Source organism: Spirosoma radiotolerans (assembly GCF_000974425.1).
In the GTDB taxonomy this organism is placed as follows: domain Bacteria; phylum Bacteroidota; class Bacteroidia; order Cytophagales; family Spirosomataceae; genus Spirosoma; species Spirosoma radiotolerans.
This window is the reverse complement of sequence record NZ_CP010429.1, coordinates 65,681-85,743: the sequence shown is the minus strand read 5'-3', so window position 1 is coordinate 85,743 and position 20,063 is coordinate 65,681. Positions and strand designations below refer to the sequence as shown.

Genomic DNA, 20,063 nt, shown 5'->3' with positions numbered 1-20,063 from the left:
ACTATAGTTTATCCAGTTCGGCCTGTGCTTTTAGCCGCGCTTTTTCAATCCGCCCCGACACGATAATACTCACTTCATAAAGCAATGTTAACGGCAGCGCTACCAGCACCTGGCTGTAAATATCAGGGGATGGCGTGATGATCCCCGCCACAACCAGAATCACAATCCAGGCATGTTTGCGGTACTCACGCATGTACTTTGGTGTTAAAACGCCCACTTTCGACAGCACATAAGCAACCATTGGCATCTGAAATATGAGTGCGCACCCTAATGAAAGGGTCACGAGTATGCCAATGTACGATGTAATGTCGAACTGGTTTTTGATTTCAGGCGTAATCTGAAAGTTGGCCAGGAAGTTGATGGCTAAAGGCGATACGATAAAATAGCCAAACAGTAAGCCCATCATGAACAACAGGGAAACATAGAATACAGCACCTCGAGCGGCCTGCTTTTCCACATTACGAAGGCCTGGCTTGATAAACCGCCACACTTCCCAGAAGGCATAGGGGAAGGCAAAGCATAGACCAATAATGGCCGATGAAGTCATGGCCATTGTAAATTGATCGGATACACCAAGGGATTGTAACTCAAAGTTAAGCTTGGTTACGCATAAGTCAGTATACCCAGTAACGTCGGCTAGTTTACACATCATCCGATATGTCCAGAAATCAGGGTTTTTAGGTCCCAGAATAACGACTCTGAAAATATCGTCTATAAAAATGAAGGCAATGATCGCGAACAAAAAAATGGATCCAACCGCCCGGATGATGTGCCAGCGGAGTTCTTCCAGATGGTCCAGAAAGGACATTTCCTTGCCTTCGGACTCGATCTCTTCGTCAGTCAGTTGATCTAGTGGCATGTGCTTAAAGAGCGAAAGAGTAAAAGAGTGAAAGAGCGAAAGAGAAAAGTGATGCGAATTTCTGTAGGTTCTGGCGGCCAGTTTTCGCTTTTCACTCTTTCCATTCCGCTTCGGCGGTCCGATTTCGCTCTTTAAACCTTAGTAATTAACTTTTATAGAGCGGAAATGCTTTCATCCACTCGTTGATTTCTTCTTTAACGGTTGCTAATGTAGCCGCGTCGTCGTGATTCATCAGCACCTTGTCGATATATACGACAATTTGTTCCATGTCCGATTCTTTCAGACCGCGCGTTGTCATAGCCGCCGTTCCAACTCGTATTCCTGAGGTAACCATCGGCGATTTATCATCGAAGGGAACCATGTTCTTGTTAATTGTGATATCCGCTTTAATAAGCGTATTTTCAGCTAATTTACCCGTCAGCCCTTTCGACCGCAGATCGATCAGCATCAGGTGATTGTCTGTACCGCCCGAAATAATTTCGTAGCCCCGGCTCAGGAATGCGTTGGCCATAGCTTGGGCGTTGGCTTTCACCTGAACCGCATAATCATAAAAATCGTCGCTTAGCGCTTCGCCAAACGCAACGGCTTTGGCCGCAATGATGTGCTCCAAAGGACCGCCCTGCGTACCCGGAAATACGCCTGAATCCAACAGCGACGACATTAACCGCGTTTCACCCTTCACGGTTTTAATACCGAATGGGTTTTCGAAATCATTCCGCATCATGATAATGCCACCCCGTGTGCCCCGCAGCGTTTTATGCGTGGTTGTAGTAACGATGTGTGCGTGCGCCAGCGGGTCATTCAACAAACCCTTGGCAATCAGGCCAGCCGGGTGCGATACATCGGCCAGCAGGAGCGCGCCAATTTCATCGGCAATGGCCCGCAGACGAGCGTAATCCCAGTCACGGCTGTAGGCAGAAGCTCCACATATCAGCAGTTTAGGCCGTTCCCGTTTCGCGGTTTCTTCAACAACATCGTAGTTAATAACGCCGGTTTCCCGTTCGACCCCATAGAAGGTTGGCCGGAAATATTTTCCCGAAATATTGACCGATGAGCCATGGGTTAGGTGCCCACCGTGCGACAAGTCAAATCCCAGGATCGTATCGCCAGGATGTAGACACGCCAGAAATACGGCCGTGTTTGCATTGGCGCCTGAGTGCGGCTGCACGTTGACCCAGCTAGCCCCAAAGAGTTCTTTAGCCCGATCAATGGCAATTTGCTCAACCTGATCAACCACTTCGCAACCGCCATAATACCGTTTGCCGGGAAGCCCCTCCGCATATTTGTTGGTCAGAACACTGCCAGCCGCTTCCATAACGGCAGGCGATACGAAATTTTCGGAAGCGATTAATTCAATACCCGACTCCTGCCGGTGCTGTTCTTTGGCAATCAGGTCAAATACCTGCGTATCGCGGGTGGTAGTGGCGGTCGTCATGCTACGAGCGTTTTTGTATTCGGTTATTTTGGTCTCTGGCTGCTGCTTTTGCGAACGGGCAAACAACCAACTCATTAAGGCACAAAGGTACGGTAGAAAATGGTAGGATTTGGAAGATTTTGAGCGCTATCCTGCAAGATGAAAGAGATAAAATGATATTAATTTTTTACCTGAACACGAACGCTACCTAAACCATCGACTTAAAAATACATCATATTTCCAAACGGACGATTCAGGACAGTTCGGCATTTGTTGCCAAAGACCTGTATCAACTGCCCATTCTTAACCAGGTATATACCATGAAAAAGCAAGTAAAATTTTTGGTATTGGCCGGATTGCTATTACCAACGTTATTTTCAGCCTGTACAGCTACGGCAACAACAACAGTTCAAGGGCCTCCACCGGCACGCGTTGAGGTGATTCCCGTCGCCCCTTCCGTACGACATATTTGGATTCCGGGGCATTATATACGCCGGGGGCGAAATTATATTTGGGTAAATGGGTATTACCAAATGGCTCCAGCCCGCTATAGAGCCTGGGCACCTGGCTACTGGCGGCAGTCTCGCCGGGGGCCAATATGGGTTGAAGGCCACTGGCGGTAATCAATAATCATTTAGATTGGGAGCTGGTTAATTGCTCAACCAGCTCCCAATCTAAATGAAGTATACAGGGATTCATCATTATTATCCTTTCCCTCGTGCCAGCGCCTGATACTGGAAGGGAGTTATGCCCGTGCTTAATTTAAATTGCCGGTGAAAATGGGAATTGTTGTTATATCCGCACTCCAGACCCACTTGGCCAATACTCATATCCACATTGGTGAGTAGCTTACGCGCATGCCCAATGCGCAGTTCATTAAGGTATTCGACAAATGTTTTTCGCGTACGATTCTTGAAATATCGACAGAAAGCCGCCGGGGCCATACCCGCGACAGAAGCGATCTGCTCGACTCTGATTTCTTCCCGAAAATGGCCTAATACAAACTCCAGAACTCGCTTCATCCGCTCGGTTTCGGCGGCACCCGGCGCTAGCTGATACCCGTCACTTGCCAGCAGTTGGGCATTCTGGTCAGTCGCCAATACGTTTAAGATAGTCAGCAAGCTCAATAATTGAGTTAATCCAGTCTGCTGTGGCAACTGTTCCATCCTCTCAGCAACTGTTTGGCTCATTTCCAAACTAAACCGAAGCCCATACCGGGCGCGTTCAAGTAGTTCGCGCACTAAGGCTGCTTCAGGTATCGATGCGAGTCCGCGTTCGGTAAACGAAGCCGGAAACTGGACGACGATTGATTCGACCAGATGCGGTGAATCTGTCTGATAAAATTCGTCATCATTCCGCCAGAAGTGAGGCAAATCAGGGCCAAGCAACACTAAATCGCCCGCCAGAAACGGTTCTACATGGTCGCCAACAAAACGTCGGCCATGACTCCTAACAATGTATGTCAGTTCATATTCCGGATGATAATGCCAGGGCGCATCAAAATAGAGCAACTCAAACCGGCGAACCAGTAGCGAACTCTGCTCATTGAACATTACTTTCTCGAAAAGAGCCTTCATAAGAAGTCTTATTTTAACACGTCTGGTGGATGTATAACAGTATGTGGGTCAAAATTAAACAGGAATCTGTAAAATCTATGTCGATAGCTCCTCTATCGACGCTTTACTTTTGTTGTATAAACTATCTTTAAACGATTCCCCAATGGACGCTACAATTGATCGGGAAACACTGCTGAGTGAACTACAGGCCCCCTACGTGGTCGAACCGAAAGCGATTGCCTCCTATCGTGAGAAAGGCTACGTTAAGCTGAAAGATGTACTTAGCCCGGCCGTGCTTGACTATTATGGCACCATTATTACTAATCTGGTATTTAAGCTCAATACGCTTATCAAACCGATGGAAGAACGCACTACCTACGAGCGGGCTTTTCTTCAAATCATGAACTTGTGGCGCGAGGACGACCAGGCGAAGGAGTTTGTTTTCTCCAGACGGCTTGCCAAAATTGCCACCGATCTGATGGGCGTGAAGGGCGTTCGCATCTACCACGACCAGGCGTTGTACAAAGAGCCATCGGGCGGCATTACGCCCTGGCACGCCGACCAGTTTTACTGGCCGCTGGCATCGCCCAACACGGTTACGGTTTGGATTCCGCTCCAGCAAACACCTATGGACATGGGCCCGCTGGCTTTCGCCGAAGGAAGCCAGCACATTGAGATTGGACGCGATATTGAGATCAGCGACGCTAGCGAAAAAACTCTTGCCGATACACTCCAACAGCAGAATTTCCCAATGCACGATGCTCCGTTCGATCTGGGCGAAGTGAGCTATCATGCCGGCTGGACATTTCACCGGGCAGGGCCCAATATTTCCGACCGACCACGCAAGGTTATGACAATGATTTATATGGATATGGATCAGGTTATTATGCAGCCGCGCAACAAATTTCAGGTGGCTGACCACGCCAAGTGGCTTAATAATGTTCCCGTCGGCAGTCATCCACAAGATGATCTGAATCCTATACTATTCAGTTATTAATAAACAGCTTTCGTACCTTTATTGAGAAACCCCGGCCAGTACCGGGGTTTTCTTTTGCAGTTAGATGAGAAATGGAAATATTTTCGTTCAATTGCTGTTCACCTACCAAACCATCACTTACCCAAAGCGGTATGAAATCAATTAGTACGCTCGTTGTGTGGCTATTGCTACCCCTCACTACGTTTGCCCAAATCATTAAACCAGTCTCCTGGACTTATAAGTCAACCAAATCTTCGGCCAAAATTGGTGATGTTGTTGAGGTACGGTTTACCGCCAATATCAAAGACGGGTACCATATTTACTCTTCAGATGTCAACCCCAAAATTGATGGGCCTCTGCCAACAGTCATTAAGTTTACGCCGAATAAGACTTATGAATTAGTTGGAAAGATAAAACCAGTCAGCAAGGTAGAAACCAAGTTCGAAGAGGTGTTTGAAGGGGATACGTACCTGATGCACGGCCCTGCCCAGTTTTCTCAACGGATCAAAATTTTAACGGACAAGCCTATTCTTGAGGGTAATATCGACTATCAAGTCTGTACGGATAGCGATGGCCAGTGTATTCCGGGTAATGACGATTTCGCCATAACAGGTTTGCTCGTAGAGGGCCCAACAGCTACCCCAGCAGTGGCAGTTTCTTCACCCACTGCCGCGTCGACGGTTACGCAGCCAACATCTGAAACGGCCATTTCAGGCACGACGCCAGAAGCGGCTGTAGCAGCTACTGAAGCAACGGAGTCCCTAACCTCGACCAGTACGACCACGGCTAATGAGCCAGACGTCGTTGTCGATGAAACAACTAAAGCAGTCGATGGATCGCTGTGGAGTTTTATGCTGGCCGCTTTTCTATCAGGTTTGGTTGCGTTGCTCACGCCTTGTGTCTTCCCAATTATTCCTGCCACAGTTAGTTTCTTCACCAATCAGCAGGGTGGCCAATGGAAAGCTCTTTTGTATGGCTTTTTCATCATTGGTATCTATGTGCTCATTGGCACGGTGGTATCCCGGTTCAACGGCCCTGCATTTGCCAATTTCGTTAGTACGCACTGGCTTCCCAACATCCTGTTTTTTGCCATCTTCTTTATTTTTGGTCTGTCTTTTCTGGGTCTTTTTGAAATTGTTCTGCCCAATTCGCTCATTAACCAGGCCGACGCGAAGTCAGAACAGGGTGGTATTGCCGGGATTTTCTTTATGGCCTTCACCCTGGTGCTAGTGTCGTTCTCCTGCACAGGACCCATTGTTGGTAGCTTGCTGGTTGCATCGGCCGGAGGAGAAGTAATCAAGCCTATTTTAGGCATGGCAGCCTTCTCGTCGGCCTTCGCGATTCCATTCACGTTGTTTGCTGCTTTTCCGCAATGGTTAAAAAGCTTACCCCGCTCGGGAGGATGGCTTAATTCGGTAAAAGTCGTATTGGGCTTTCTGGAATTGGCGCTGGCGCTAAAATTCCTGAGTATTGCCGACCAGGTATATCATTGGGGCTTGCTTGACCGCGAAGTATTTTTGTCTCTCTGGATCGTCATTTTCGCCTTGATCGGCTTTTATTTCTTGGGGAAAATTCGGTTACCGCATGACAGCGAAACCAAATTTATCAGCGTCCAGAAGCTGCTGTTAGCCATTGCTACACTCTCGTTTGTGGTCTACATGATTCCTGGCCTTTGGGGCGCTCCATTGAAAGCCCTGTCTGGCTACCTCCCTCCCGAGACTTCGCAGGATTTTAACCTGACGAATCAGCAAGTTGCGGCTCCATCCGCGAATAGCCTAACCGAGACGCCAAAATATGGAGATCTGTTTCGCTTGCCACGTGGCTTACAAGGCTTTTTCGATTACAAACAAGCCTTGGCCTACGCCAAAAAAGTGAATAAACCTGTATTCATTGACTTCACGGGGCACGGTTGTGTGAACTGCCGCGAGATGGAAGCCCGTGTCTGGTCAGATCCGGCGGTGATGACCCGTTTACAGAACGACTTCGTTATTTTGGCTCTCTACGTAGACGACAAGACCGAATTGCCCGAAGCAGAATGGTACACGTCCACGTATGATCAAAAAGTCAAGAAGAGTATCGGCGCTCAAAACGCTGATCTGCAGATCACGAAATTTAATAACAATGCACAGCCGCATTACTGCCTGGTCAATACCGACGGAAAGTTGCTTGTGCCGCCCAAGAACTACGACCGGGATGTAGCGCACTTCGTTGCGTTTCTGGATTCAGGGAAGGCTAAGTTTTGAAATTAATTCAATCTAAGTTGTGGGATATCGCAGCGGTCGCGTTAGCGATCAAATGTTTGTAGAAAACTCGTTTTTAGAGGAGGTATTGGTCGCGTAGTGATCCAACAAACGCCTAGTTAGATCGCTACGCGATCAATGTTCAAGCCCAAACCATTCTGTTCTACAAACATTCAGTTCCTGTGGGACTATTCGGCAACTTAATTTCAACAAAGAAAACGTTAGATATTAACTTACTATCGGCCTTCAACCTCTCGAAATGTAAATTAGAACAAGGGAGGCCTATTCCTAATCTCGTATTATCAAGACATTTCTGACTACTGTGAAAATTATTTCAACGTTTTGACAGAGATAAGTCTACACTTTATAGCGCTCCTAACCAAGTACAGGCTACAGATCGGCTTTAAGGTACTAAGACCTTACAAAAGCGAGGTTCGATCACATCTTCCGTTAACAAAAATCCCCGCCAGATGCTGGCGGGGATTTTTGTTAAATGATAAAAACAGTTTAAGCGGCTGTTTCAGCGTGTGCTGACTGGGCTTGCACCAACTCCAAATCCGGCTTTGATTGATCGGCTACGCTTACTCGACCGCGCTCTTTGCGAACGATGCGTGAGAAAAGCGAGATCTCCTGATCGAACAGGAAACGGAAAAACAGCTTCACAAACGAAGTATGGTACTTCAGGGTATCGTAATATTCTGGAGCGCTTTTCTTGATTTCGGGTAGTTTATTCCAGGGAATAGACGGGAAATCATGGTGCTCATTGTGGAAACCCACGTTCAGGTTGGGGCCATTCAGCGGACCGTAATAGCTATAGGTTTCCTGTTCGGGATCGAGTGTCAGAAAATGCTCCTGAATCCAGCGGGCGCCCAGTGGGTGAAAACCGACGGAGAAGAACAAACAAAGACCCATAAAGGCCAGCGCCTTCCAGCCAAAAAACACGACGATTAGTACGTCGAAGGTTAATTGAACCGCAAAGTTGAGCATCACCCATTTATCAAAAACAGCTAACTCTTTCATCCGGAGTGTGCGAACGCCTTGAAAAAGAGGGAACAGCAACAGCCAAATGGCCTTGCCGATAGCGTAATTTTTAATCAGTTTAGCCTCATACCAGTCGGGTAAGTCGGCATCCAGTTCATGAACGCCCTGAAAGGCATGATGCTTAATATGGAAGCTTTTGAACGTTAGCGCCGTGGGGAATACGGTTGGCAGGTTGGCTAAAATACCCGTCAGCATGTTAGCCTCCGGCTTGCGGAAGATCAGGTTATGGGCAGCTTCATGAATGCAGACAAACAGGGTATGAGCCGGAAAGGCACCGATAAACCAGGCTGTTGCTACTACAATCCACCACGATTGATCCCGCACTAAGTAAGCCAGACCAGTCATCAGAACCACACATCCTAAGGTAACCCAAAACGTGGTTGGGTTCTTTTGCCCAATCAGTTTTTTAATTTCAGGATGTGATTTCAGAATTTGTCGGGTACGAATGCGATGAGGCTCGGAAGCGGTCGAACGAACAAAATCAGTTTGCATTGTCATAAATTGGGTGTCGCCAATACAGATTCGGTAAATAACGAGAAGTAAATTTAACACAATTACAGATTGAATCCCTACTTAAGCAACCAAAAATCCCTTATTTTAACAGCATTCTCATACCAAACAAGAAAGGCGAAGTCAACAGACTCCGCCTTTACTGATTCAGGTTGATTCAATGGAAATTATGTATGAATGGTAGGATTGGTTGTTAATAACCTATAGGGAACGAATAACCCAGCGATAAAGCCACTCCCCGGTTACGAACATTAACGTTTACGACGGGCACCTGTACCTGCCGGGTGAAGCCCTGCGTGTAGCGGCCTTCAATAAAGAACTTACCTGTACCAGCATCCATCGACAAACCCAGTCCGCCAACGGCACCTACATCCCAGCGACTTAGCATACCGCCATAGTTGACATCTACGTCAAATGGACGAGTCGTTACCAGTGCCGACGCCCGGGTACGGATACGGCCATCAAAAGCATAACTTACCGCAGGACCAGCGATTAAGTAAGGTTGTACCGCACCGTCGGTCAAATTGACTTTAAACAACAGAGGCACTTCAATGTGTTGTGACTGGTAAGCAATCGTCGCGCCAAGTGGCAGGGTAAAACCACCCAGATTGAGGTCGAAACCTTGTTTTATCGCTACGCCTTTTTGAACATACGCCACTTCAGGGCGGAACGATACACGCTCACTTAAGGGAATATCCAGGAACATAGCGCCAGTGGGTCCAACGGATGAATGAAAATTAGGAGTCAGGCTACCCAGGTACTCTGGTTTGGAAGCAAAGCCCCAGTTGGCACCACCCCGGATACCTATCTGAACCTGAGCAAAAGACGTTTGAGTAGCAAATACGCCGAACAGGGCGATGATACCGGCAAGCACAATTCGTTTCATGGTTGTATAAAAAAACTGATTAGAAAAAGGTGAACCTGAACTTGATTGTGTACACTGTCGGCTATAGGCGCTCTGTTTTTAATTGCGAATTTGATGGTTAGAGAGTGCAGTCAGCTAAAGGATTAATGCTTTACAAAAAAATTTTTCATCTTTTTTGAAAAGCCATCGTCGAGTCGAATTCTATTAGCTCTTTTTCTTTGTGAATGAGACAGTTGCACTTTTTATTGAAAACATTGTAGCGGGCTTGTAACTTTACCAATTACGTGTGATTCTTAACCTACCAATGAAATATATTAAGCCTACCAAATTTAGCTATCTGCCAAACTTTTTGATGCCACTGGACATTCTCGGTTTATTCGAGTGCGATCCGTTTGGCAATTCACTGGTCATTAGGCGGATGATTATTGCTTTGGTAGGCTGGTTGACCTACGCCCGATATACGGTGGTGAACCGAATTCAAATACAAGGCACTGAAAATCTGGAAAATCTGCCTATCAACAACGTCTTATTTCTATCAAATCACCAGACCTATTTTGCCGATGTCATCGCTTTTTTCCACATCTTTTGCGCCGTCAAATGGGGATTTCAGAACACCTTGCTTCCGCCGGTTTACTTGCTTGGCCCCAGAGCCCGGCAGTACTATGTGGCGGCTTCAGAAACGATGAGCAAAGGAATAGTGCCGCGCGTTTTTGCAGCGGGTGGTGCGCTTACGATTGAACGCTCCTGGCGCGCAGAAGGGCGCGAAGTGCAACGGGCTGTTGACAACACGGCCAATGAAAAAATTGCGAAAGCATTGGCCCACGGCTGGGTAGTCAGCTTCCCGCAGGGGACAACAACACCCTATGCACCCGTCCGGAAAGGAACCGGCCATCTGATTAAGAACAACGAGCCCATTGTGGTACCAGTCGTCATTAATGGGTTCCGACGAGCCTTTGATAAGAAAGGATTACGGTTCAAGAAGCGGAATACACTCCTTACGGTTCAATTTAAGGCTCCCCTGCATTTTGGCCCCGACGATTCAATTGACGACATCGTAGCCAAAGTACGTCACGCCATTGAGCAGGATGCTCCGGAGTGGGCACAGTAATCAGTTTATGGCTTACGGTTGGCTAACGCACCAACATACTTGCGAAAGTAACGCCCGTACGTCAGCTAACCCAAAACCGTAAACCAAACAACTGTAAACTACTTACAGAAGCCAGCGGAAGAAAATATAGAGGGTGAAAGATAACAGTAGCGAGACAGGCAAGGTTAGCACCCAGGCCAGTGCAATGTTTCTAATCGTTCCTGCTTGTAAGTTTTTAACCCCTTTGTTGGCTACCATGCTCCCGGCAATACCAGATGACAGAACGTGTGTTGTACTAACAGGTAACTTCAGTCCGGAAGCCAGGCCAATCATCATGGCAGCGACCAATTCAGCCGACGCTCCCTGCGCGTAGGTCAGGTGTTGCTTACCAATTTTCTCCCCTACCGTTACCACAATCCGACGCCAGCCGATCATGGTGCCAAGCCCGAGAGACAGCGCAATCATCAGGATTACCCAAAGGGGTGCATAATCGGTAAACCGGCGTAAGCCACCTTCTTCACCCAGATTCTTATTCAACTGGGCCACCTGATTAGCACTTAAGTTTGACCCTTCGTCTTCAACAATCTTTTTTACGTTGCTATTAATCAGCAATAAATCACTCCGTACTTCCAGTCGTTTCTCATTCGGAATTCGGTTGTCGACGAGCGGGCCATTAACTAAACGGCTTAGTTCAGCAAGTTCAGCATTCGTCCGAACCAGACGGGCACGGTTCGCCGACGACAAATGGGTCGAGTCAAGAACCCCCATTGTTTGTTGAATGGTCGTGATATTTGTCTGCATCAGGCGCGGATCAAGGTCTGCTTTAACCGCGAAATGATAAGGCACAATACCAATCAGAATCAGCATGATCAGACCAACGCCTTTCTGACCATCGTTGCTACCGTGAAAAAAACTCACCAACGAACAAGTGGCAATCAAAATCGACCGAATCCAGGTAGGCGGTTCTGTGTTTTTCTTGGGCTCTTTAAACAACTGATCTTTGGCTTCTTCTGGCACCGATCGGCGCAGAATAAACATCAGCACAATAGCCAGGCTAAAACCAAGCAAAGGCGACAGCAATAGGGCATACCCTGTTTCGATGGCCTTTTCCCAGTTGACAGCCGCACCGGTTTTGTTTTCGGGCATGGTGGCAAACGCCAACCCTACGCCCAAAATAGACCCAATCAGCGTGTGTGAGCTTGAACTGGGCAAGCCAAAATACCACGTTCCAAGGTTCCAGATGATGGCACTAAGTAGCAGGGCCAGTACCATAGCCACGCTATGATACACATTCTGATCGACCAGTAATTCGACAGGGAGCAGGTTGACAATGCCCATAGCGACACCAATTCCACCCAGCAGAACGCCTGTGAAGTTGCAGATTCCCGACCATACAACGGCGTACGTTGGTTTTAGCGAATTGGTATAGATGACAGTAGCAACTGCGTTGGCCGTATCGTGGAAACCATTAACAAATTCAAAGGCGCAAGCAGCGAAGAGGCTGATAAATAGGAGGATAAAAACATCCGTTTCTAATCCAAACATAAGCGGAGTATCTTCTATAAGAAAGCAAACGGTGGGTCCGTAAGCTGATGATTGCCACAAAAGTACGTGAAACTACTCACAGCCGTATTACCAAATTGTTAAGTAGAGACGCCACACGTTACGTCACAAGCCTAAATAATGATAGAACCTCCTTCGAAAGCTGCTTATTTGAATAATATTCCGGATAGTTAGGCGCAACTGGAATAAAACGAAATACATTGCGTCTCTACTTTTTGCCGGCCAGTTGCCCACAGGCAGCATCAATATCTTTACCACGGCTCCGGCGGACATTCACCGTTACGCCTTTGCTTTCTAAAAATCCGGCGAATTTATCCAGCGTTTGCGGATCTGTATTTTTGAAACTAGCCTCCGCAATCGGGTTATACTCAATGATATTGATCTTGGCTGGCACCCGCTTTGTAAACTTCCAAAGTTCCAGAGCGTCTTGCAGCGTATCGTTAAAATTATAGAAGAGAATGTACTCGAATGTAACGCGCGTACCCGTCTTTTTATAGAAATAAGTCAGTGCATCACCCAACACCTCCAGCGTATTGCTTTCGTTGATGGGCATAATTTGGTCGCGCTTCAGGTCGTTTGCCGCATGAAGCGATAAAGCGAGGTTAAACTTCACCTCATCATCACCAAGTTGCCGGATCATTTTAGCGATACCCGCCGTCGACACAGTGATGCGCTTGGGCGACATGCCCAAGCCATCGGGCGATGTGATGCGGTCAACCGATTCCAGTACGTTTTTGTAGTTAAGCAAGGGTTCGCCCATGCCCATGTATACGATGTTTGTCAGGGATGCATCGTAGTTTTCTTTAGCCTGCCGGTCAATGGCCACTACCTGGTCGTAGATTTCGGCCGCATCGAGGTTGCGCTTCCGATCCATATAACCCGTTGCGCAGAACTTACATGTCAATGAACAACCCACCTGGCTCGATACACAAGCAGTCATTCGATCACTCGGTCCGTCGTCACGGGCGTCAGTACGTAGAGCTGGTATCAGTACGCCTTCAACCAGGTTTCCGTCGAACAGGCGAAACGATGACTTGATAGTCCCATCATTGCTCCGTTGCTGTTGATCAACGGTCAAGGATCGTATTTCAAAATGTTCGTTCAGCAGTTCCCTCGTCGGCAGCGACAGGTTAGTCATCTGCTCAAACGAAAGCGCTGATTTTTTCCAGAGCCATTCGTGCACCTGTTTAGCCCGAAACCCCTGTTGGTTATTTTTTGCAAACCAGTCTTTTAACTGAACAGCCGTCAGTTTGCGAATATCTTGTTTCATGTTTTTAAAGAGCGAAAGAGCAAATGGTGAAAGAGCGAAAGCAGCAAAGCCACTCTTTCATTCTTTCACTCTTTCACTCTTTATAATTTCAGCTCGCCACTTCTTTCCTGCGTCTAACCCTTTAGGTACCCAAACAGCGGCCTTATCCATTACTTTCGGCGCTATTGGCCTGATATAGGGATACATAAAGGCCGTTTCGACTTGGCGAGCAGGCATCTTGACGCCCATATAGCTGAACAACCAAAGGATAACACTAATTCCAAATACCCACGTAAAAACGCCTACCGTGGCACCGGCTACGCTATCGAATGTGCCTAATACAGAATACTTGAGCGACCGCCGGATGGCAAAACCCATCTGGTTGATCATCACCACTGTAGGAAAAAATATGATGGAGAAACCCAGCCAGGGCAGAATCTTACGGGCTAGCTCCCGGCTGATGTATGGACTGAGCAATTCGATGCCAAAAGCCAGAAATTTAAACCCGACAATCATGGCTATAACAAACGCAATAACCGCAACGATCTCCACCAGAAGACCTTTTCGGTATCCGTTAAAAGCCCCCCAGGCAAGGGGAACGAGCATGAGTAAATCGAGCGTATTCAATAAAATGATGAGTGACGGAATGATTGACTGATCGAATAGATGGCATATGCCCTAATTCAATCTCTCAATCATTCACAAAATTCTATCCTTGTAACAGTTGCTTTACCATAGCCGAAATTGCCTTCCCATCGGCTTGACCAGCCAGTTCTTTGGAAGCTACGCCCATTACTTTCCCTAAGTCAGAAGGAACCGATGCGCCAACACGGGCCATAATTGCCTGTAGTTTTGCTTTTAGCTCCTCTTCCGACAACTGCTTGGGCAAGTATTGTTCGATAACCGCAATTTCAGCCTCCTCTACGGCCAATAAATCAGCACGATTTTGCTGACGATAAATATCGGCAGAATCCTTCCGTTGTTTTACAGCTTTGGTCAGAATCTTAGTTTCATCTTCGGGTTTGAGATCGCCGGACTGGCCTTCTTTTGTTTCTTCAAGCAGAATCATCGACTTTAGGGCCCGCAAGGCACGTAACTTGTCCTGATTCTTAGCCAGCATGGCCTGCTTGATATCGGCGTCTATTTGTTGTTTTAACGACATGGTTTAATGAATGAAAGCGTGAATGAGCGAAAGAGCGATAAAAAACCAATGAACCTTCACTGTTTCGGCAAAGTTACAAAGTCAAACAACGTTATTCACTTTACCTGAGCGGATAGCTGCACACTTTCGCTCATTCACTCTTTGGCTCATTGGAAAATGACTCGGTTAAGCGTTAACATCAATAAAATTGCCACCATTCGCAATGCGCGGGGTGGTAATAACCCCAATCTTGTCAACGTCGCTCTTGATTGCGAACGCTTCGGTGCGCAGGGAATTACGGTTCACCCGCGCCCCGATGAACGGCACATCCGTTATCAGGATGTGCTTGATTTGCACGACGTAGTAACAACAGAGTTTAATATTGAAGGCAACCCAGACGAGCGCTTTATTGAGTTAGTTAAACGGGTAAAACCGGCGCAGGTGACGCTGGTCCCCGATGCGGTTGACGCTATTACGTCTAATGCGGGTTGGGATACCATCCGCCATGCCGACCATCTTCGGCAGTTGGTTGAGACGTTCCAGGCCGATGGCATCCGGGTCTCTATTTTTGTCGATGCCGATGAGCGCATGGTTGAAGGCGCCAAAGCGGTTGGTACAGATCGTATCGAATTGTATACCGAACCGTATGCGGCTCACTATGCAGAAAACCGTGAAGCCGCTGTTGCGCCTTTTGTCCGGGCGGCCAAACGCGCAATCGAACTAGGGTTGGAACTGAACGCGGGGCACGATCTAAGTTTGGAAAACCTGCGTTTTTTCGATGAGCAGGTACCCGGTTTAGAAGAGGTTTCTATTGGCCACGCCCTGATCTGCGATGCCCTTTATTTTGGGCTGGAAAACACCATTCAGATGTATTTACGCTGCCTGGACCGCTCGGGCGGCCCCGCCTAATTATCATGACACTTCGGATAGATTATGATTTCGCGGAACGGAAAGCAGCCTGGTAGACTCTTAGTCCATCAAAAAATCACAAAAACCCGCGGGGCCGCCCGAGCGGTTCAGATATGATTCATCAATTATCCGTCGAAGATTTTTTAATGAAAGCGCGCACCCTGCCCGTCATTGATGTTCGGTCGCCGGGCGAGTACGGTCATGCCCATATTCCGGGTGCGGTGAGCATTCCACTTTTCGACAACGATGAACGGGCGCAGGTTGGCACCAAGTACAAAAACGCGGGTAAAGATGCGGCCGTTTTGCTAGGGCTCAACTTTGTAGGGCCTAAACTGGCAAGCTTTGTCAAGCAATCGAAAAAGCTTAACCCGAAAGACAAGGAAGTGCTGGTTCATTGCTGGCGGGGCGGCATGCGGAGCGGCTCTTTTGCGTGGCTACTGGATACGGCCGGACTGACTGCATCTACGCTGATTGGCGGCTACAAAGCGTACCGGAATGAAGTGCTGGCCAGTTTTGCCAGACCACTCAACCTGATCATCATTGGTGGCAAAACGGGCAGTGGCAAAACGGATATCCTTAAGGAACTAGCCCGGCAAGGCGAACAGATTATGGATCTGGAAGGACTCGCGAATCATAAAGGATCGTCTTATGGCGCTATTGGGCAACTGGCTCAGCCAGCCACGGAACAGTTTGAGAATAAACTGTTTCATACCCTTCTGACATTAGACAACAGCCGCCGAATCTGGATTGAAGATGAAAGCCGCAGTATCGGCTCATGCTTCATTCCAATGGCGCTCTGGCAACAGATGCGGATGGCATCTGTTGCCTTCATCGACATGCCGAAAGACAAGCGTGTGCATCGACTTGTGGCCGAGTATGCTACTATTGACCATGGTTCACTCGTCGAAGCAACCGAGCGAATTCGCAAACGGCTTGGCGGAAAAGTGACTAAAGATGCCCTCGACGCGCTGGCTCGGCATGATTATGCAACTGTGGCCGACTTAACCCTCGACTATTACGACAAAGCCTACTTACACGGCTTGGCACAACGCGACTCGGCCACAATTTCTCCTATTGATACTCAGAAAGACGAGCCTTCACAAACGGCTCAACGGCTGATCGAGTGGGCAAACGCCCTACAACGCTGATTACCGCTTCTTTTTCTTGGTTTCGCTCATTCGGCGGATTACTTCCCGTTTGTTAAAGCCTAAATGCCAAACCGCGAATCGTGTTTCCTGTTTGCCAAAACACGCTTCACAAATCAGGCTGTTTGATGGAACTGGTGCATTGTAAACGAAGAGGGTATCGTTAATTTTCTGAATATTGGAAATGGCCGATACCTTCTGTTTAGCGCTGTAGAGGTAGGCGTCCAGAATTTCCCTTTCCTTGGCATTCAGGGCCTGATTCTGAATATCTACCTCACCCAGCAAACGAATGTCCAGCGCATACCGCTCGGCAATGGCTTTGACTCTTGGCAGGGTTTTTAATTGACACAACTTAGCGCGCTCAGCGGGATTTGTTGTTTTTTGAAGCTGAGTAGTTAGTTCTTTTTCAAGCACTGTACTAATTCTCCCTCCCAAATTGTCTACCGTTTCTACTAAATCGGCATTGGTAACACGCTTGATTTTCGAATCGGCCATTTCCTGCTTTAGCTCGTTTGTGTAGCGTACCCGCTCAGGGTTGCAAGCCGTTAGAAAGCTGATTAATAGACCATAAAGAAGCAGAAAGCGTGTCATAAACAGGAACTTAATAAGATTGGGTTTCGTAGCTTAGTTGAAAAACGATTCCATCAACCGCTTGGTTGCAATTAGTAAATACAAAGTCTAACTGTTGGGATGCCGGACCACGGTAATTTCGTAAATTTGCTTCTTATATCAGTAATTCCTCTTGCCACTCCAGAAGGGTGGCAAAAAAAGTATACACTTATGCTTGATCAGTTAGAAGCCATTCGTGAACGCTTCAACGAAGTATCTCAACAAATTGTACAGCCCGAAGTCGTTTCGGACCAGAAGCGATTTATGAAGTTGAGTAAAGAATACAAAGATTTAGAAAAAATCGTTGTGCAGTATCAGGCTTATCAGCAACTGCTGGAAGAAATTGAGAACGCCCGGAAAGTTATTGCTACCGAGAAAGATGAAGATTTTCGGGAAATGGCCAAAGGTGAGTTAGATGAACTGCTGCCACGCCGGGAAGCTCAGGAAGAAACGCTCAAAGAGATGTTGATGCCGAAAGATCCCAATGACAGCAAAAATGTCATTCTCGAAATTCGCGGGGGCACCGGTGGCGACGAAGCAGCCATTTTTGCGGGCGATATTTTCCGAATGTATCAGCGTTTTTGCGAGAAAATGGGCTGGAAAATGTCGCTTGTTGACTTTACCGAAGGAACATCAGGTGGTTATAAAGAAATAGTTACCGAGATCGAAGGCGAAGACGTATATGGCAAGTTAAAATTTGAATCGGGGGTTCACCGGGTGCAACGGGTACCGGCTACCGAAACGCAGGGCCGGATTCATACTTCGGCCGCCAGCGTTGCGGTACTACCCGAAGCCGAAGAGGTAGACGTTGAGCTCAATATGAACGACATTCGTAAGGATACGTTCTGTTCGTCGGGAGCGGGTGGTCAGTCTGTAAACACCACGTATTCGGCCGTGCGGCTCACGCACATTCCGACGGGTTTGGTCGTGCAATGCCAGGACGAACGCTCGCAGTTAAAAAACTTCGACAAAGCGCTGACGGTACTTCGGTCAAGGCTTTACGAAATTGAATTGCAAAAGCATAACGACGCTATTGCGTCACAGCGCAAAACGATGGTTGGCAGTGGCGATCGTTCCGATAAAATCAGAACGTACAATTACCCGCAAAGCCGCGTGACCGATCACCGTATTGGCCTAACAGTTTATAACCTCCCGGCCGTAATGGATGGCGGTATTGGCGAGTTTATCGAGCAGCTTCGCATTGCCGAGAACGCCGAACGCTTGAAGGAAGGAGCAACGACTTAATTCACGTTTATCAACGCCCGACGCGTCTGTGGTCCGTGTCCTCAAGGGCCACAGACGCGTCGGGCCGTCATTACAGTCAGGTAGATTGGCCTGCCAGGTATGTGGTTCGTGAGGACACGGGCCACGGAGACAGAAGACACCTTTCGCGATCCGTGTCCTGACGGACCACAGAGATAGGAGCCAGCACTGTTTTTCTGAGCTAATTAAGCTATTTATTACTACACGAGCTTGGTAGGCCTACAAATTCAACAGTTTCTTCAACCGTTCATAGAAGCCGGTATTACGAAATGTAAACGACTTGTGTAATACGTAATTACTGATAAAGCTCAATCCCATGCCCGTCGTGTGCGCTACAAGTTTATTTAGATTCACCACTTTTACGGAAAAGGGAATAATCACAGTAGCAATCTGAAATTTCTGAACTGAAAAGTCATAAAGGATCGAAGCGCCATATACAGTGATGAGACAGGAAATGATCGACACAAGCGTAAACTTGACGGCTTCCCGCTGTGTTTTAGCTGAATTTTTTGCGTTGAAAGCAAAGAGTTTCGTTAGAAAAAAGCCTGCAATAAAAGCAATTACGTAACCCGCGAACAAAGCCTGTTCATAACTCAGTTGAAACCAATCCTGAAATAAACTTCCTGCTATGAGTTGTACGGTAGCGCCGATAGCGGCAACGATAAAGTAAGCAAGGATATCCCTGCGATTGAAAAGCCCACCTGCCATGATTTACCAATAAGGGGGCAAAGCTAAAGGTCATTTCCCATTAATCGGTATGTGACCGTACAGGAATCCAATAAGTACATCGAAAAATGAAAGTCCGGCCTCCTTACGAAAACCGGACTTTCTTATCATTAATCCTTCTTTTTGAACTATCCCTGTACGTTTTCCGACGACAATTTTGCGCCCAGATACTCGCGATTCAGGCGGGCAATATGATCGAGCGAAATTGATTTGGGGCACTCAACCGAGCAAGCACCCGTAAACGAACAGGCACCAAAGCCCTCGGCATCCATTTGAGCAACCATGCGTTCGGCCCGCTCTTTGTGCTCCGAATGCCCTTGTGGCAGAATGGCCAGCTGCGATACTTTGGCCGATACAAAAAGCATAGCTGACGCATTTTTGCAGGCAGCCACACAAGCACCACAGCCAATACAAGCGGCTGCATCCATAGCCTCATCGGCAATGGTACGCGGAACAAGAATCTCGTTCGCGTCTGGTGCCGAGCCGGTATTTACCGACACATAGCCACCCGATTGGATGATCCGATCAAAAGCCGACCGGTCGACCATCAAGTCTTTCACAACGGGGAAAGCTCTAGCCCGCCAGGGTTCAACCACAATAGTGTCGCCATCATTAAATGAGCGCATATGCAGTTGGCAAGTAGTAGCACCCGTTTGTGGCCCGTGTGCGCGCCCATTGATATACATGGAACACATGCCACAGATACCCTCGCGGCAATCGTGGTCGAAGGTTACGGGATCTTCACCTTTGCGGGTCAGCGAGTCATTTAGTACATCGAACATTTCTAGGAACGACATATCTTCCGATACCTCATCCAGGTGGTATTCTACTAGTTTACCGGCTGTATTACTATTTTTCTGTCTCCAGACTTTTAGGTTAATCTTCATGGTAGTTCGTGGTTGGTGGTTTG

At 47.7% G+C, this 20,063-nt stretch carries 19 protein-coding genes; 7 read left to right on the top strand and 12 right to left on the bottom strand.

Features of this window, described 5'->3' with window-relative positions:
• Position 1: 1 nt before the first annotated feature.
• Both tatC and SD10_RS00370 read right to left on the bottom strand, forming a co-directional pair.
• Entirely contained in the window at positions 2-859 is an 858-nt protein-coding gene (gene tatC / locus SD10_RS00375) for a twin-arginine translocase subunit TatC (protein WP_046375172.1), read from the bottom strand.
• 145 nt (positions 860-1,004) lie between these two features.
• Positions 1,005-2,294: a serine hydroxymethyltransferase gene (locus tag SD10_RS00370; RefSeq protein WP_046578855.1), complete on the bottom strand. Its 1,290-nt coding sequence runs from the start codon at positions 2,292-2,294 to the stop codon at positions 1,005-1,007.
• A gap of 299 nt (positions 2,295-2,593) precedes the next feature.
• Between SD10_RS00370 and SD10_RS29285 the strand changes: the two genes are divergently transcribed.
• Complete coding sequence (locus SD10_RS29285; RefSeq protein ID WP_148562356.1) at positions 2,594-2,896, top strand: YXWGXW repeat-containing protein; 303 nt, start codon at positions 2,594-2,596, stop codon at positions 2,894-2,896.
• A gap of 81 nt (positions 2,897-2,977) precedes the next feature.
• Here SD10_RS29285 and SD10_RS00360 read toward each other — a convergent pair whose 3' ends face one another.
• Complete coding sequence (locus SD10_RS00360; protein ID WP_046375170.1) at positions 2,978-3,850, bottom strand: AraC family transcriptional regulator; 873 nt, start codon at positions 3,848-3,850, stop codon at positions 2,978-2,980.
• Between the two features lie 142 nt (positions 3,851-3,992).
• Between SD10_RS00360 and SD10_RS00355 the strand changes: the two genes are divergently transcribed.
• Complete coding sequence (locus SD10_RS00355; protein WP_046375169.1) at positions 3,993-4,826, top strand: phytanoyl-CoA dioxygenase family protein; 834 nt, start codon at positions 3,993-3,995, stop codon at positions 4,824-4,826.
• Between the two features lie 131 nt (positions 4,827-4,957).
• A complete protein-coding gene (locus SD10_RS00350) occupies positions 4,958-7,048 on the top strand; it encodes a protein-disulfide reductase DsbD family protein (protein ID WP_046375168.1) in 2,091 nt (696 codons plus the stop codon).
• 504 nt (positions 7,049-7,552) lie between these two features.
• On the opposite strand, the gene SD10_RS00345 is transcribed toward SD10_RS00350, so the two are convergent.
• A complete protein-coding gene (locus SD10_RS00345) occupies positions 7,553-8,584 on the bottom strand; it encodes a fatty acid desaturase (protein ID WP_046375167.1) in 1,032 nt (343 codons plus the stop codon).
• A gap of 205 nt (positions 8,585-8,789) precedes the next feature.
• Positions 8,790-9,482: a porin family protein gene (locus SD10_RS00340; RefSeq protein WP_046375166.1), complete on the bottom strand. Its 693-nt coding sequence runs from the start codon at positions 9,480-9,482 to the stop codon at positions 8,790-8,792.
• Positions 9,483-9,765: 283 nt separating this feature from the next.
• On the opposite strand from SD10_RS00340, the gene SD10_RS00335 reads away from it, so the two are divergent.
• A complete protein-coding gene (locus SD10_RS00335; protein ID WP_046375165.1) occupies positions 9,766-10,569 on the top strand; it encodes a lysophospholipid acyltransferase family protein in 804 nt (267 codons plus the stop codon).
• Positions 10,570-10,671: 102 nt separating this feature from the next.
• Here SD10_RS00335 and SD10_RS00330 read toward each other — a convergent pair whose 3' ends face one another.
• From SD10_RS00330 to SD10_RS00315, 4 genes are all read right to left on the bottom strand, one after another.
• Positions 10,672-12,093 (bottom strand): inorganic phosphate transporter, encoded by a 1,422-nt coding sequence (locus SD10_RS00330; protein ID WP_046375164.1) that lies wholly within the window; start codon positions 12,091-12,093, stop codon positions 10,672-10,674.
• Between the two features lie 226 nt (positions 12,094-12,319).
• Positions 12,320-13,381 carry a 23S rRNA (adenine(2503)-C(2))-methyltransferase RlmN gene (rlmN, locus tag SD10_RS00325; RefSeq protein ID WP_046375163.1) on the bottom strand — a complete coding sequence of 354 codons (1,062 nt, stop codon included), beginning with the start codon at positions 13,379-13,381 and terminating at the stop codon, positions 12,320-12,322.
• Between the two features lie 57 nt (positions 13,382-13,438).
• Positions 13,439-13,966 (bottom strand): CvpA family protein, encoded by a 528-nt coding sequence (locus tag SD10_RS00320; RefSeq protein ID WP_046578854.1) that lies wholly within the window; start codon positions 13,964-13,966, stop codon positions 13,439-13,441.
• A 103-nt stretch (positions 13,967-14,069) separates the two neighbouring features.
• Complete coding sequence (locus SD10_RS00315; protein ID WP_046375162.1) at positions 14,070-14,522, bottom strand: GatB/YqeY domain-containing protein; 453 nt, start codon at positions 14,520-14,522, stop codon at positions 14,070-14,072.
• A gap of 156 nt (positions 14,523-14,678) precedes the next feature.
• Between SD10_RS00315 and SD10_RS00310 the strand changes: the two genes are divergently transcribed.
• Both SD10_RS00310 and mnmH read left to right on the top strand, forming a co-directional pair.
• Positions 14,679-15,410, top strand: a complete 732-nt coding sequence (locus SD10_RS00310; protein ID WP_046375161.1) for a pyridoxine 5'-phosphate synthase — start codon at positions 14,679-14,681, stop codon at positions 15,408-15,410.
• 113 nt (positions 15,411-15,523) lie between these two features.
• Entirely contained in the window at positions 15,524-16,558 is a 1,035-nt protein-coding gene (gene mnmH, locus SD10_RS00305; protein WP_046375160.1) for a tRNA 2-selenouridine(34) synthase MnmH, read from the top strand.
• Here mnmH and SD10_RS00300 read toward each other — a convergent pair whose 3' ends face one another.
• Complete coding sequence (locus SD10_RS00300) at positions 16,559-17,146, bottom strand: hypothetical protein (RefSeq protein ID WP_046375159.1); 588 nt, start codon at positions 17,144-17,146, stop codon at positions 16,559-16,561. It abuts the gene before it with no gap.
• A gap of 189 nt (positions 17,147-17,335) precedes the next feature.
• Here SD10_RS00300 and prfA point away from each other — a divergent pair, with 189 nt between their 5' ends.
• Positions 17,336-18,409, top strand: coding sequence for a peptide chain release factor 1 (gene prfA / locus SD10_RS00295; protein ID WP_046375158.1), 1,074 nt, complete (start codon positions 17,336-17,338; stop codon positions 18,407-18,409).
• Positions 18,410-18,646: 237 nt separating this feature from the next.
• Here prfA and SD10_RS00290 read toward each other — a convergent pair whose 3' ends face one another.
• Together SD10_RS00290 and SD10_RS00285 are read right to left on the bottom strand one after the other, a co-directional pair.
• Positions 18,647-19,135, bottom strand: coding sequence for a GtrA family protein (locus SD10_RS00290; RefSeq protein WP_046375157.1), 489 nt, complete (start codon positions 19,133-19,135; stop codon positions 18,647-18,649).
• Positions 19,136-19,281: 146 nt separating this feature from the next.
• On the bottom strand, positions 19,282-20,040 hold the full coding sequence (locus SD10_RS00285; RefSeq protein WP_046375156.1) for a succinate dehydrogenase/fumarate reductase iron-sulfur subunit: 759 nt from the start codon (positions 20,038-20,040) through the stop codon (positions 19,282-19,284).
• Positions 20,041-20,063: the final 23 nt, after the last annotated feature.

What these genes read in the sequence shown, in the direction of transcription:
- tatC (WP_046375172.1), bottom strand. Translation starts at nt 859, where the DNA reads ATGCCACTAGATCAACTGACTGACGAAGAGATCGAGTCCGAAGGCAAG.
- SD10_RS00370 (WP_046578855.1), bottom strand. Translation starts at nt 2,294, where the DNA reads ATGACGACCGCCACTACCACCCGCGATACGCAGGTATTTGACCTGATT.
- SD10_RS29285 (WP_148562356.1), top strand. Translation starts at nt 2,594, where the DNA reads ATGAAAAAGCAAGTAAAATTTTTGGTATTGGCCGGATTGCTATTACCA.
- SD10_RS00360 (WP_046375170.1), bottom strand. Translation starts at nt 3,850, where the DNA reads ATGAAGGCTCTTTTCGAGAAAGTAATGTTCAATGAGCAGAGTTCGCTA.
- SD10_RS00355 (WP_046375169.1), top strand. Translation starts at nt 3,993, where the DNA reads ATGGACGCTACAATTGATCGGGAAACACTGCTGAGTGAACTACAGGCC.
- SD10_RS00350 (WP_046375168.1), top strand. Translation starts at nt 4,958, where the DNA reads ATGAAATCAATTAGTACGCTCGTTGTGTGGCTATTGCTACCCCTCACT.
- SD10_RS00345 (WP_046375167.1), bottom strand. Translation starts at nt 8,584, where the DNA reads ATGACAATGCAAACTGATTTTGTTCGTTCGACCGCTTCCGAGCCTCAT.
- SD10_RS00340 (WP_046375166.1), bottom strand. Translation starts at nt 9,482, where the DNA reads ATGAAACGAATTGTGCTTGCCGGTATCATCGCCCTGTTCGGCGTATTT.
- SD10_RS00335 (WP_046375165.1), top strand. Translation starts at nt 9,766, where the DNA reads ATGAAATATATTAAGCCTACCAAATTTAGCTATCTGCCAAACTTTTTG.
- SD10_RS00330 (WP_046375164.1), bottom strand. Translation starts at nt 12,093, where the DNA reads ATGTTTGGATTAGAAACGGATGTTTTTATCCTCCTATTTATCAGCCTC.
- rlmN (WP_046375163.1), bottom strand. Translation starts at nt 13,381, where the DNA reads ATGAAACAAGATATTCGCAAACTGACGGCTGTTCAGTTAAAAGACTGG.
- SD10_RS00320 (WP_046578854.1), bottom strand. Translation starts at nt 13,966, where the DNA reads ATGCTCGTTCCCCTTGCCTGGGGGGCTTTTAACGGATACCGAAAAGGT.
- SD10_RS00315 (WP_046375162.1), bottom strand. Translation starts at nt 14,522, where the DNA reads ATGTCGTTAAAACAACAAATAGACGCCGATATCAAGCAGGCCATGCTG.
- SD10_RS00310 (WP_046375161.1), top strand. Translation starts at nt 14,679, where the DNA reads ATGACTCGGTTAAGCGTTAACATCAATAAAATTGCCACCATTCGCAAT.
- mnmH (WP_046375160.1), top strand. Translation starts at nt 15,524, where the DNA reads ATGATTCATCAATTATCCGTCGAAGATTTTTTAATGAAAGCGCGCACC.
- SD10_RS00300 (WP_046375159.1), bottom strand. Translation starts at nt 17,146, where the DNA reads ATGACACGCTTTCTGCTTCTTTATGGTCTATTAATCAGCTTTCTAACG.
- prfA (WP_046375158.1), top strand. Translation starts at nt 17,336, where the DNA reads ATGCTTGATCAGTTAGAAGCCATTCGTGAACGCTTCAACGAAGTATCT.
- SD10_RS00290 (WP_046375157.1), bottom strand. Translation starts at nt 19,135, where the DNA reads ATGGCAGGTGGGCTTTTCAATCGCAGGGATATCCTTGCTTACTTTATC.
- SD10_RS00285 (WP_046375156.1), bottom strand. Translation starts at nt 20,040, where the DNA reads ATGAAGATTAACCTAAAAGTCTGGAGACAGAAAAATAGTAATACAGCC.